Source organism: Algibacter sp. TI.3.09 (genome assembly GCF_038154905.1).
Lineage (GTDB): Bacteria > Bacteroidota > Bacteroidia > Flavobacteriales > Flavobacteriaceae > Algibacter.
Genome location: NZ_JBAKAN010000001.1, coordinates 129,311 through 142,548 on the forward strand (window position 1 = coordinate 129,311; position 13,238 = coordinate 142,548).

A 13,238-nucleotide genomic window follows, 5' to 3' on the forward strand; every position below is an offset into this window, starting at 1 on the left:
GGACTATGAAAATTTTAAAAATAGAATTACAAAATATTAATTCTTTACGCTCCAATACTTCTATTGTTATAGATTTTGAAAGTGAACAGTTTAAAGATGTTGGTTTATACGCTATTACAGGTTCTACAGGAGCAGGTAAAACTACTATTTTAGATGCTATTACTATTGCGTTATATCACAATGTACCTAGATTTAATGGCTCTAAAGGCACCTTGATTGATGTGGTTAGCCATGGTGCTGATGATGCTTTTAGTAGAATCACTTTTGAAAATGATAATATAGTTTATGATGCCTTCTGGGGAATGAAGGTTGCCGATAAATCTGGTAAAAAGTATAAAAACCCAAAGGAAGAAGTTAGTTTAAAGAACTTAACAACTGGTGCTATTTTGGCAAGCCAGAAACGGAGTTTAATATCAGAAGTGGTTCGAGTAACTCAATTAGATTACAATCAGTTTTTACGTTCTGTGATGCTTGCTCAAGGTGAATTCGCTTCATTTTTAACAGCTAAAGGCCCCGAGAAAGGGAAGCTGTTAGAACAAATTACAGGCGAAGAAATTTATAAAAAGATAGGGCAGAGCATTCAAGAAAGAAAAGTAAGAGAAGAAAATGCGCTTAAAGATATTCAGTCTAGAATTAATTCTGATGATGTTTTATCAGAAGAGGCTAGAGCTGAGTTAACCCTAAAAGATAAAACACTCAATACCGAAATTTTAAAGATTGAAAAGGAGATAAAAACCACTCAAAATATTGTAGAATGGTATGTGAAATTCCAGAAAATACTTGATGAATCTGAAAAGTTAGAAATAGAATCTAAGGAGGTAAATTTATTTGTTGAAAAGCATAAACAAGAATTAGAACAGTTAGATTTAAATGAAAAGGCAGCATCTTTTAAAGAGTTACTTCAGAATTTAAATAGAACAGAGCAAGAGTCTGTTGATAAATCTAAACAATTAGAACGTTTAGAGTCTGAACTTAAAACCTTAAAGCCTGAGGTTGAAAAACTAAGTTCACAAACTCAGAAAGAAATAGAGTTGCTAAATGTGGCAGACAAAACGTTTGCAGATTGGTTACCAAAATTTGATGCTATAAATGGCTTAGACAGTAAGCTTAAAAATGAAGTTGAAAACAAGCAAAAAGCAACATTAGAATTAGAAGCGTTAGATAACCAAATTAAGTTGTTAAGTGAAGAACAAACTAAATTGAATAAAGATTTAGCGGATACTGAAGCTAAAATAAAAATAGATCAAAGCTTTATTTCTGAGCATAAACTATTGAAGGATGTTGATTTACAAATATCCAATTGGGCAAGTGAATTAACTGCTTTAAAAGCTAAGAAAGAAAGTTTAAAGGAAGCTCAAGATTTTGTTTCTGTAAAAAAAGAAGAGGTAGAAAAAACAGAAGCGCGCTTAAAAGAGGGCCATAAATTACTGAAAGTTGAAACTGCCGAAATTGAAAAAACAGAAAAATTATTAGCTGAGATCACTTTAAAATTATCTAAAAATAATTTAACCAATTTGCTAGAGGCCAAAACCAAATTAGCCACAAAAGAAACAAACTGGAAACAGTTTAAAACCCTATCTGAGCAAATACTAAAAGTTGAAAAAGAACAAACCGATTTATTAGCGAAACAAAAAGCGCTTACAAAGGCATTAGAGGTTAGTAAAAAGGAAATGCAAGCGGTTAAGCAACAAATTGAAGTTCAAGAAAAGTCGGTTGGAGATGCGGATAAAATTTTAAACTTAGAGAAAAGTATTTCTAAATATGAAGCTGATCGTCAGGGTTTAACTGAAGGAACTCCGTGTGGTTTGTGTGGTTCATTAGAGCATCCGTTTACCGAGAATTTGGTTTCGGTAGGTGTTTCAAAATCTGAATTAGAACTTAATAAACGCAAAGAAAAGCTGCAAGCCTTAATTGTTTCAAAAAACGAATTAGAGAAAAAAGAAGTTGTAGCGAACACAACCATCGATGGTTTAACGCAACGTAGTGGTTTAATTAATGATGAAGTAAAAGCATTAAAATTAAAGACGAAACAATTAAATATAGATTGTGAGTTATCGAATACAGCTCAAATTGAAATTGAGGTTAAAAAAGTAACACAGGATATTTTATTATTAGATGAAAAGTTAAAAGTAGCTCAACAATTACAAAAGGATAGCAATAAATTAAACGATACTTTTAAAATACAAAGTGAGGGGTTTAATAAGATTAAAAATGGTGTAGCCACGCTTGTTGAAAAGAACAAAAATAGCAATAAGGATATTACAGAAAAGCAAAAACTAATTGTTAATTTAAAAGAAACCTGTAATAATTTAGAGACCGCGTTAGAAGCAAAACTATCTAAATTTAATTACCAATTGCCTTCAGCAGAAAAGAGTAATGAGTTTATTGAAAGTCTTAAAACTTTAATTGCGGATTTTAATAAAAAAGAGAAGAGTCTAGACTTATTAAAATCTAGTGTATCTGTTGTAAACACTAAGTTAGAAAACAACAAAGAGAAGTTAGAAATACAACTTAAAGCAAAAGAAGTTTGTTCTAAAACGATTACAGTATCTACTGTTAAAATGGAACAATTAAAAGTTGAACGGGAAGCTATTTTACCTATTGCTATTTCTGTAGAAGAGAAGCGCAAGTTTTTACAAACAGAACGAACTACGTTAGCTAAAAAAGCGGAATCGAGTAAAAAGGAACTTCAAGAGTTTTTAGATTTACAAAACAAAAAAGAAGCTTTAAAAATTGAAAATAATAAGGAACAATTAGTTTTAAAAGAGAAATTTACAGCTTTAAATTTAACTTTTGAAACTCAATTAGAAAGTAGTCAATTCGATAAAAGAGAAACTGTTCAAAAAGCAATATTACCTGATGAAGATGTGGTGAGATTCACCAAAAATAAAGAAGCGATAAAAGAAAAACAACTTCGTTTAAAAGCTTACCGAGAATCTAACGAAAAAGCAAAAATAGATTTAGAAAAGTTTAAAACATTTGAAATTACTGAGGCCGAGAGTAAATTGACTTTAGAAGATTTAAATAAGGCAAATAAAACGCTGCTATCGGAAAAAGGTGAGATTATACAAGCCTTTAAAAAGGATAAGGAAATTAGAGATCGAAATAAAGAAATCTATAAAAAAATAGATGCTCAAGAAACGGTTTGTAATGTTTGGAGAGAGCTGTTTAAAATTATAGGGAATTCTAAAGATGCCTTTAATGTATATGTGCAACGCTTAACTTTAAAGCATTTACTAGACCTTGCCAATGTACATTTGTATAAATTAAATAAACGTTACTCTTTAAAAATGGAAGAGGCTTACAAACCTAAAGAGGAACTTAATTTTAATTTAATAGACCATTACCAAACGGACCAGGCCAGATTGGTAGACACATCTAGTGGTGGTGAGAAGTTTATTATTAGTTTGGCTTTAGCTTTAGGATTGTCTGATTTGGCTAGTAAAAACGTAAAAATCGATTCGTTGTTTATTGATGAAGGTTTCGGAACCTTGGATAAAAACACTTTGGAAACGGTTATTTCTACTTTAGAAACTTTGCAATCGCAAGGTAAAATGATTGGTATAATATCTCACGTTGAAAATTTAAAAGAGCGTATTTCTACTCAAATTCAAATTACTAAAAAGAATAATGGAGTGAGTGTGGTGGATATAATGTAATTCAAGATTGATGAAAAAAAATGATGTTTTATTAGTTTTATGGGTGATTTTTGGATTTGTATTTGTGACGGCTGTTGATACAATCTTAAATTTTATTATTCATTTATTGTATTTTAGTCTGGTTGAGTTAGGTGTTTCTTTTCTCATTTTGACTTATTTACTCCCATCAATTACGTTGGTTACGTATTTGTTTACCGCATATCTTGTGGTTGGCAAAATTAATAGAAAATCTCTTGGATTAGAATTATATAAAAGGGAATTACCTAAACTACTATTGGTAGTTTTAAGTCTTATTATCTTTATTTTAGGGCCATTGACAAATTGGTTTTCAGGACTATATAGTGCAAGTGCATCTGAAAGTCACCATGGAGATATTCAAAGCTTTTTAATGTTTTATGGATGGTTTACCGCTGGTTTTGGAATATCTCAAATGATAACTTTAGTCAGTCTTGTAATTTATTCACTTATTAAGTTAAAAGACTCAAATAATAATTAAAGCTGTTTTATAAAAGAAGAGGGGCTAAAATATATTACCACAGCCGTAACTCGCGTTAGGGATTGCAACGGCATCCTTTTTTTGAAGATTAAGAAAATAGTATCGATTTAGTTTACGTTTTAATTGGAGGTCTAAACTTACTTAAAGTAGCCCAAGCTAAAAAAAAGATATAGTGTAAAGCCCGACCCTTGTGGTAACGCCCAAACTATTAAAAATGAAAAACCCCGTGATGTTGCTTTGAGGCAAACGGTTCACAGGGATTTTCGTACTAACCAACCAAAATTTTTATGATCGTCTACGTGTGGTAGATGTTGTCGATCTTGTATTGTTGCTAGATTTACTACTACGTTGCGTTGCTTTACTATTGCTAGTTCTTGGTGCTTTAGTAACGGTAGCTACACGTTTAGTGCTTCTAGTATTATTGTCGTTTCTAGTATATGTACGAGCCTTTGTTGCTTTTGGATTTTTAGATACCGTATTTATTTTCGTACGGGTTACATTTCTAGTATTTGTACTGTTTGCACTAGGTCTTGTAGATCTAGTGGTTGTAGTTTTAGTAACCGTTCTGTTTGGTGTTGTTTTTACTACACGACTATTATTGCGTTGTGTATAATTACGGTTTGTATTTTTTGCATTAGAGTTTCTATTTGGTGATGTTGTTGTGTAACGACGGTTGTTATTTGTTGTTACGTTACGTCTGGTTTGTGCGTTACGGTTAATTTTAGTAACGTTTCTAGAACTTCTATTTACTGTAGCGTAATTACGGTTTCTGGCAACAGTATTTCCACGACGACTATATATAGCTGATGATGGACGGTGGTTGTTGTAAAACGGACGGTTGTACACATAACGCACTGGAGCATAATGTTGACGGTAAGGACGATTAAATACTACACGAAAATTAACTGATGGCGTGCGGTAATAATTGTGCCATGGACGGTAAATGTAACCACGGTTATACACGTTTATAAAACCAGTATAGTGAGAATATCTGTTATAACGATCGTAGTGCACATATAATCCACCAACGTTAGATATGTAACCATTGTTGTTGTAGTTTATGTTTACGTTTCCGGCTTGAGAAATTCTACCGTAATAATCGTAATAAATAGGTGTGTTTTCTATTTGAATAATTGCACCAAACTCATCGTACTGCACGTATGCATTATAATCGTAACCAGAGTTAAAACTCAAATCTAGATTTCTAGAATGTAATGATACATTTACGTTTGATGTTTGACGTTGTAAATTGAAGTCGAATTGACCATCGGCAAATACCGAAAATTCTATACCGTTTTCAACAAATATGAAAGAGCTGCCGTAACCTCTGTTAATATTTGATGCTTCGTTTGTTTGGTTGGCGGTTGTTGTGTCTGCACTAGCGGTGAATCCTGCAAGGACCAATCCGGCTAATAAGAATATATACTTTTTCATATCTGTATGTTTTAATGTTATACAGTTAGGTAATTACAAACAGCGTGCCAAAAAACGGAAGTAAGTATTAGTGTGTTGATTGTGAGGTTGTTATTTTTATTTTTTAAGATGAAATAAGCCTGTGGAATTTAAATATTGGGTTATGAAAATTTAAATTTAATTGAAAATTCGAGTAAAATGGAGTTGAAAATAGATGATGATACTCGGCTCTAAACTAAAATTAGAGCACATAATAGCAATATACAAATCTATGATGTGTAGGGTAGAGGTAATCTATTATTTAGGTATTAGGTTCTAGAAATGCGTCGTAATTTTATCGAAGGTAATAGTTTTAAAATCTTCAATTTTTAGGTTGGCATTGGTGTAATCCTGGTTTTTTGAATGTACACTATCAAAACCTACGCAAAATATATGCGCATCGTTTGCAGCTTTAATACCGTTGGTAGAGTCTTCAATAACCATACATTCCGATGCTTTAAAACCTGATGCTTCGGCTGCTTTTACAAAAATTTCTGGGTGTGGTTTAGATGCTTTTAAATCGGCACCACTTAATTTGGCTTTAAAATATTGGTTTAAATTGAAACGTTTAAAAATTCGTTCAATACTTGGCATAGATGCCGATGATGCTAAAACCAGAGTAAGCCCATTAGCATGATAGTTTTTTATTAAATCTAAAACACCATCTATTAAATCGAAATCTTTATCGTTTTCAAAAATGTATTCGTAATGTTTTCTTTTTAAGGCTACTAAAGCTTCTGGAGTTTCATCTAAATTAAAATGATCTTTAACTTGTTTACAAACGTTAAGCGTAGATTGCCCGGTGTAAGATTCGTATAGCTCATTAGAAACATTGGCGCCAACATCGCTAAACATTTTATGATAAGCATAATGGTGTAGCGGTTCGCTATCTATTATTACTCCATCCATATCGAAAATTACAGCTTTTAACATCTCAAAATTTATTTTGGGCTAAGATAAAAGAAATCGTTTCAATATCTAAAACGAGGTTCAAATTATTAAATTTGTAGTCTAAACTCCGTTAATTATTATGGTTGCTGTTTTATCCTTATTACTTAGTATTGTATTTCTTGTGCTTGCGGTTATTCATTTTAATTGGTTTTCTGGCGGAACATTTGGTTTTGAGGCCTCACTACCCACTAAAGAAAACTGCGAGCGGGTTTTAAACCCTAAAAAAATGGATAGTGCTATTGTTGGCTTTGCGCTATTAGCGTTTTGTTGTTTTTACTTTTATAAGTCGGGCGTAGCAACGGTTTATTTACCTAATTGGGTTATGCAGTACACCGGTTGGATTATAGCATTGTTGTTTTTTATTCGTGCTATTGGCGATTTTAAATATGTAGGCTTTTTTAAGAGCGTAAAACAGACTACTTTTGGCACCATGGATACAACCTATTATGCACCGTTGTGTTTAGTTATTAGTAGTGTTGGCATTATAATAGAAATTTTAAACTAGAAATTATCAAAACAACTCCAAATTTTCATCCAAAAAATAAGCATAAATCGGGTTACGATTTAGAGGCTTTATGTAATGTATATCCAGAATTAAAGCCCTTTGTTTTCGAAAACAGACACCAAACGGTAACTATAGATTTTGCTAAACCTAAGGCTGTAAAAGCGCTTAATACGGCTTTACTGCTTAAAGATTACGGTATTAAGTTTTGGGAGTTTCCTGAGGAGAATTTATGTCCGCCAATTCCTGGTCGTGTAGATTATTTGCACCATATAGCACATTTAGTTAAAAAAGCAAACACAGAAAACGGCGTTAAAATATTAGATATCGGTACAGGTGCAAGTTGCATTTATCCACTTTTGGGTCATGCAGAATATAACTGGGAGTTTGTAGCTACAGATATTGATGGCGCTTCGTTAAAAAATGCTCAAAGAATAATAGATAAAAACAAGATGGGTAATGCTATTAAGCTGCGCCATCAAGAAGATAGTGCCGAAATTTTTAACGGTATTTTGGATGAAGGTGAGACTTTTGCAGTTTCTATATGTAATCCGCCCTTTTTTAATTCTGAAGAAGAAGCTGACGAAGCAACCACTAAAAAATTAAAGAATTTAGGTAAAAAGACAGATAAAATAGTCCGTAACTTTTCTGGTACCAATAACGAGCTTTGTTATAAAGGTGGTGAGAAAGCTTTTTTACATACCTATTTATATGAAAGCTCATTGCATAAAGAAAGCTGCAAGTGGTTTACAACCTTAGTGTCTAAAAAAGATTTAATAAAAGGAATGCAAAAATCGCTTACAAAACTAGGCGCTACAGAAGTTAAAGTAATTAATATGGGACAAGGAAACAAAGTGTCTCGTATTCTAGCTTGGACGTTTTAAGAAATATACATCTATCCCCATTTTTGCGAAATATTAAGCAGAATGCTATATAAAAAAGAATGCTTATTTGATTTAGAATCTAAATCAAATAAGCAATTCCAACACCTAAAATAATAGCTACAAACTTACTTAGGTTAAACTTATGTCCGTCGCTACTTTCAAATAGAATAGTAGTCGATATATGGAAAAACATACCAATAACCAGGGCATTAATACCATGAGCAAAGGTTTCTGTTAAATTAGCAGTATTCGAAATTAAAGTTCCTAACGGTGTCATTAAAGCAAAAATCACTAAAAATACAGCAATTTTAGTTTTACTAAAACTCGACTGAAACAAAAACATACTTATAAGCGTAGCAATAGGTATTTTATGTATTAAAACACCATAAACCATATCGTTATGCTCGTGTATCGGGAAACCTTCTAATAAACTGTGCAAACACAAGCTTACAAATAACCACCAAGGAAAAACGGTTTCGTTTTTATGGATGTGTACATGCCCGTGCTCAGCACCTTTAGAGAACAACTCCAAAACAATTTGAAGTAAAATCCCGATCATAATAAACAATCCCGTTTGTTTAGAATCGAGATGCGCATAGACCTCAGGTAATAATTCAAATAAGGTTAAAGCCAATAAAAAAGCCCCACTAAAAGAGAGCATAAGCTTCATGTTCCAAGACTTTTTATTCTTGGTAATAGTAGCTATTAGCACGCCTAAAATAACGGCAATTACAGGAAATATAAATTTATTCATTTAAAAATAAGCTCAAAAAATGAGTGTTTAAGTTTTTCTAGATCAAAAAACGTTGCAATTATTTATTTAAAAATCATTACTAAACGTTCCGAGAAGGCTTTTCTAAATTGGCCTAACTTATAATCTCCAAAAACATCAAGTAAATGCACGTCGGCTTGTTCAAAAAGCGTTTCAAAATCAGCTAAAGTAAAACCACGTACACGCTCTTGGTATTTAAAATCTTTGCCGTCCGCATTAAATGCAATATCCTTAATAATGTAGCCATCTTCCACGTAGCGTTTCAAATAAAAATCGATACCATCAACCGTTTTCACTTCCTCAGGTACTAAATTATCAATTACAAAATCCGAATTCATAAAATCAATAACACCAAAACCATAATCGTTCAAATCGGCTTTTATCGCTTTTATGGTTCTTAAATTATCAGCTTCATCATCAAAATACCCAAAACTTGTAAATAAGTTAAAGACGCCGTCAAAGGTTTCTGGGTAAGGGTTACACATATCGTGAACCTCAAATTTTAAAGTATCGTTTTCAAATTGCTTGGCGTAATTAATGCTATTTTCACTTAAATCAACACCAGTAACATTGTAACCAATTTTGTTTAAATACACCGAGTGTCTTCCTTTTCCGCAGGCCAAATCCAAAATTTTCCCGCCCTCAGGCATATTCAAATAATCACTAAGGGTGTCCATAAACGCATGCGCCTCCGTATCATCCCTGTCTTTGTATAAAATATGATAATACGGCGTGTCAAACCACGATGTAAACCATTCTGTCTCTTGTTTTTCCATATTGTTTTTTGGGGGTTACCACGCCTTAGGGCGAGGTCGGGCTTTCCGCTATATCTTTTTACAAAGCCTTCTTTTATTCTTTTTAAGAATCAAACACCAATTAAACATCAGGTTTAACCCAAAAATAGGCTTTAAAACCTTTGTAAAAAAGATGCCGCTGCAATCCCTAACCCATTATCCGCTAATATCTCTTGCTTTCTGCAAAATTAAGTTATTTTTGCAATCTATTAGACGTAGACGAAAAAAATGGAAGAAAATTTCAACATGGTTGCCAAAACCTTATTTGGCTTTGAAGATTTATTAGCAGACGAGCTAACGCAGTTAGGCGCATTGTATGTAAAGAAAGGTACTAGAAATGTCTCTTTTTCAGGCGATAAAGGATTTATGTACAAATGTAACTTGGGCTTGCGTACTGCTGTAAAAATTTTAAAACCCATCCATAGTTTTAATGTAAACAGCGAAAAAGAGCTTTACGACAAACTTTACGCCATGGATTGGTCTAAATATCTTAAAGCTACAGGTACTTTAGCTGTAGATGCTACCATCCATTCCGATTTATTTACGCACTCGCTCTACATTGCTCAAAAAACAAAAGATGCTATTGTCGATAAATTTAGAGATACTGAAGGTGTGCGCCCGAATGTAGACTTAAAATTTCCAGATATAAAAATAAACGTGCATATCGATCGACGTAAATGTACTATTTCTTTAGATTCTTCTGGAGATTCTCTACACAAGCGTGGTTATAAAACAGCAACTAATATTGCACCAATAAACGAGGTATTAGCCGCCGGACTTATTATGCTTTCTGGTTGGGACGGACAAACAGATTTTATGGACCCAATGTGTGGTTCGGGAACCATGTTGATAGAAGCAGCCATGATTGCTTGTAACATTCCACCAAACTTAATGCGTAAAGAATTTGCTTTCGAACGTTGGCCAGATTGGGATGTTGAGTTATTTGAAAAAATAGAAGAGTCGTTACTTAAAAAAACGCGCGATTTTCATCATAAAATCATTGGTTTTGATAAAGCACCAAGTGCGGTTACCAAAGCTAAGGAGAATGTGAAAAACGCTCAGCTAGACGATTTTATAGATATAAAACACGAAGATTTCTTTAAAACCCAAAAAGGTGGCGACGAAAAATTACATATGGTTTTTAATCCACCATACGGTGAGCGATTAAATATCGATATGGAAGAGTTTTACGCTAATATTGGAGATACACTTAAGCAAAGTTATCCAGGAACTGATGCTTGGTTTATTACCTCTAACCTCGATGCTTTAAAGCATGTTGGTTTACGTCCGTCAAGAAAAATACATCTATTTAATGCCAAATTAGAATCACGTTTAGTTAAATACGTAATGTATGAAGGCAGTAAAAAAGGAAAGTATATGAAATAACTGTTAAGCGGTTAAAATATAATTAAGAATAAAAAAAGCTCAGATGTTATCTGAGTTTTTTTTGTTTATACATTATTCAAAATCTTTAAAAGTGGTTGTTTTTATTGCAGGCCATTCTTCAATTAAAATACCATAGCAGCAAGAACTTCTTTTAAAACCATCGAGCATCAGCATATCTTTTCGTAAAAGCCCTTCAAGAGTGCCTCCAATTTTTTCAATGGCTTTTCGGGATGCTATGTTGCGCTCATCGGCACGGAATTCTACTTTATCAAACTTTAAGACTTCAAAAGCATATTGAAGCATTAAAAATTTCATATTCATATTTAAACCTGTGCCTTGAAATTCATGGCCAATCCAGGTCCAACCAATGTGTAAAACTTTATTATGCCAATCTATATGCGCAAAGCGAGTTGTTCCTGCGTAAGCATTGGTTTGTTTATCGAAAACTATAAACGGAATTACGGTTTCGTTTTGGTAAGCGGTAACAGCGGTTTCTGCGTAGTTTTTTAAATCTTCTGGTGTTGCAATTTTACTTGGTGAATAAAGTACTAAGTTTTCTTGTTGTCCAATTTTAAGAATTTCAGAATAATTATTTAAAGTTAAAAGACTAAGTTTTACACGGTTATTTTCTAAAGTTGGTGTATTCATAAAATAATTAAAACGTTTAAAATATTGGGTGTTAATCGCGATGTGGTTGTAATAAAAAGCTCTCGCCATCTAAAGCCAAATGCCCTTATAATTTTGTACTTTTGCAATCGCGATTAAAAATACAATTTCTTATGGAATTATCTAAAAAAGCAGTTTTAGAAAAAGCTAATTTAGCTTGTAAAAATACATTAATGGAAACATTAAGAATTGAAATGGTAGATTTTGGAGAAGATTACTTAACAGCCAGAATGCCTGTAGATTCTAGAGTGCATCAACCCGATGGTGTATTACATGGTGGTGCTACCGCAGCTTTAGCCGAAAGTGTGGGGAGTTTTGCTACGCATGTATTTGTAGATACCGAAAAACTTTTTGTGCGTGGTTTAGAAATTACGGCCAACCATTTAAAAAGCGTAAAAAGTGGTTTTGTTTATGCTAAAGCAACTTTTTTGCATAAAGGTAGAACAACGCAATTATTAGATATTAAAGTAACGGATGATGATGATAATTTAATTTCTGTTTGTCGTCTGTCAACCATATCGTTACCTAAAAGATAAGGATGACATTTAACGAGTTTTTAGAACGTATTGATACTCAATACAATGCACAGTTACCATTTGTAATTTATAGAAAACCAAATGAAAGCGCTGTTAATGGATTACTGCAAGAAACAAACGATTTAATATATACCGAAGATTTTACAGAAAAAGGTTTTGTATTTTCACCTTTTGACAACACAGAAAAATCGGTTTTAATGCCTTTGGAACTTTCTGATAAATTAAAAAGTTTGGTTCCAGAATCCACGGCTATTGATTCTATTGAAAGTAGTTCTAAGGTTGATAACACGCTGCAAAAAGAAATACACATCAAGCTTGTTGAACGTGGCGTAGAGGCTATAAAGAACAGTCAGTTTAAAAAAGTAGTGCTATCTCGAACGGAATCTGTTTCGCTTTCAGAAAACAACCCTATTGCTATATTTGAAAATCTGTTACAAAATTATGCTTCGGCATGTGTGTATTGTTGGTATCATCCAAAAGTTGGTTTGTGGTTAGGCGCAACACCCGAAACTTTGGTTAAAATTGAAGGACAACGTTTTTCAATTATGGCTTTGGCAGGTACGCAAAACTATAAAGACAGTTTAGATGTTACTTGGCAAGCTAAAGAGTTGCAAGAACAGCAATATGTCACCGATTTTATTTTAGATAGTATAGCGACTACCATCGACAATATTAATATATCGAAAATAGAAACGGTAAAGGCTGGTAATTTACTGCATCTAAAAACTAGAATTTGGGGCGTTTTAAAACCCAATGCCATTAGCCTAAAAGATTTATTATACAGTTTACACCCAACGCCAGCCGTTTGTGGTTTACCTAAAGAGGCCGCAAAACAGTTTATTTTAGAAGAAGAACATTATAACCGCGAGTTTTACACGGGTTTTTTAGGTGAATTAAATTTAGAAATTACTTCGGCACCGCGCTCCGGAAAAAGAAATATAGAAAATAGAGCATACGCTACAACCAAAAAAAGCACGCAACTATACGTAAACTTACGTTGTATGCAGCTTAAAGAAAACAAAGCTATTGTTTATGTTGGTGGCGGTATTACCGAAAGTTCTAACCCTGAAAACGAGTGGGAGGAAACGGTATCAAAATCTTTGGTGATTAAAAAGGTACTATAAGCGGTTAACTTATTGC

The 13,238-nt window shown here is 33.0% G+C and carries 12 protein-coding genes; 7 read left to right on the forward strand and 5 right to left on the reverse strand.

Annotation, left to right across the window (positions count from 1 at the left end):
* Positions 1–5: 5 nt before the first annotated feature.
* Together V6246_RS00470 and V6246_RS00475 are read left to right on the forward strand one after the other, a co-directional pair.
* Positions 6–3,659, forward strand: a complete 3,654-nt coding sequence (locus V6246_RS00470) for an AAA family ATPase (protein ID WP_341558486.1) — start codon at positions 6–8, stop codon at positions 3,657–3,659.
* Positions 3,660–3,669: 10 nt separating this feature from the next.
* Positions 3,670–4,155, forward strand: coding sequence for a hypothetical protein (locus tag V6246_RS00475; RefSeq protein WP_341558487.1), 486 nt, complete (start codon positions 3,670–3,672; stop codon positions 4,153–4,155).
* 285 nt (positions 4,156–4,440) lie between these two features.
* Here the strand turns inward: V6246_RS00475 and V6246_RS00480 are convergent, their stop codons facing one another.
* Together V6246_RS00480 and V6246_RS00485 are read right to left on the reverse strand one after the other, a co-directional pair.
* Complete coding sequence (locus V6246_RS00480; RefSeq protein ID WP_341558488.1) at positions 4,441–5,589, reverse strand: hypothetical protein; 1,149 nt, start codon at positions 5,587–5,589, stop codon at positions 4,441–4,443.
* A gap of 294 nt (positions 5,590–5,883) precedes the next feature.
* The gene (locus V6246_RS00485; protein ID WP_341558489.1) at positions 5,884–6,540 is read right to left on the reverse strand and encodes an HAD family hydrolase; all 657 of its coding nucleotides are present in this window, start codon (positions 6,538–6,540) and stop codon (positions 5,884–5,886) included.
* A gap of 97 nt (positions 6,541–6,637) precedes the next feature.
* On the opposite strand from V6246_RS00485, the gene V6246_RS00490 reads away from it, so the two are divergent.
* Positions 6,638–7,063, forward strand: coding sequence for a DUF3995 domain-containing protein (locus tag V6246_RS00490; protein WP_341558490.1), 426 nt, complete (start codon positions 6,638–6,640; stop codon positions 7,061–7,063).
* A gap of 5 nt (positions 7,064–7,068) precedes the next feature.
* On the forward strand, positions 7,069–7,944 hold the full coding sequence (gene rlmF, locus V6246_RS00495) for a 23S rRNA (adenine(1618)-N(6))-methyltransferase RlmF (RefSeq protein ID WP_081959202.1): 876 nt from the start codon (positions 7,069–7,071) through the stop codon (positions 7,942–7,944).
* 79 nt (positions 7,945–8,023) lie between these two features.
* Here the strand turns inward: rlmF and V6246_RS00500 are convergent, their stop codons facing one another.
* Both V6246_RS00500 and V6246_RS00505 read right to left on the reverse strand, forming a co-directional pair.
* The gene (locus V6246_RS00500; protein WP_341558491.1) at positions 8,024–8,698 is read right to left on the reverse strand and encodes a ZIP family metal transporter; all 675 of its coding nucleotides are present in this window, start codon (positions 8,696–8,698) and stop codon (positions 8,024–8,026) included.
* A 62-nt stretch (positions 8,699–8,760) separates the two neighbouring features.
* Entirely contained in the window at positions 8,761–9,492 is a 732-nt protein-coding gene (locus V6246_RS00505; protein WP_341558492.1) for a class I SAM-dependent methyltransferase, read from the reverse strand.
* A gap of 246 nt (positions 9,493–9,738) precedes the next feature.
* Here V6246_RS00505 and V6246_RS00510 point away from each other — a divergent pair, with 246 nt between their 5' ends.
* Positions 9,739–10,896 (forward strand): THUMP domain-containing class I SAM-dependent RNA methyltransferase, encoded by a 1,158-nt coding sequence (locus V6246_RS00510; protein ID WP_341558493.1) that lies wholly within the window; start codon positions 9,739–9,741, stop codon positions 10,894–10,896.
* 72 nt (positions 10,897–10,968) lie between these two features.
* Here V6246_RS00510 and V6246_RS00515 read toward each other — a convergent pair whose 3' ends face one another.
* Complete coding sequence (locus tag V6246_RS00515; RefSeq protein ID WP_341558494.1) at positions 10,969–11,544, reverse strand: GNAT family N-acetyltransferase; 576 nt, start codon at positions 11,542–11,544, stop codon at positions 10,969–10,971.
* A 131-nt stretch (positions 11,545–11,675) separates the two neighbouring features.
* On the opposite strand from V6246_RS00515, the gene V6246_RS00520 reads away from it, so the two are divergent.
* The gene (locus V6246_RS00520) at positions 11,676–12,098 is read left to right on the forward strand and encodes a PaaI family thioesterase (RefSeq protein ID WP_074940413.1); all 423 of its coding nucleotides are present in this window, start codon (positions 11,676–11,678) and stop codon (positions 12,096–12,098) included.
* 2 nt (positions 12,099–12,100) lie between these two features.
* A complete protein-coding gene (locus V6246_RS00525) occupies positions 12,101–13,222 on the forward strand; it encodes a chorismate-binding protein (protein ID WP_341558495.1) in 1,122 nt (373 codons plus the stop codon).
* Positions 13,223–13,238 lie beyond the last annotated feature (16 nt).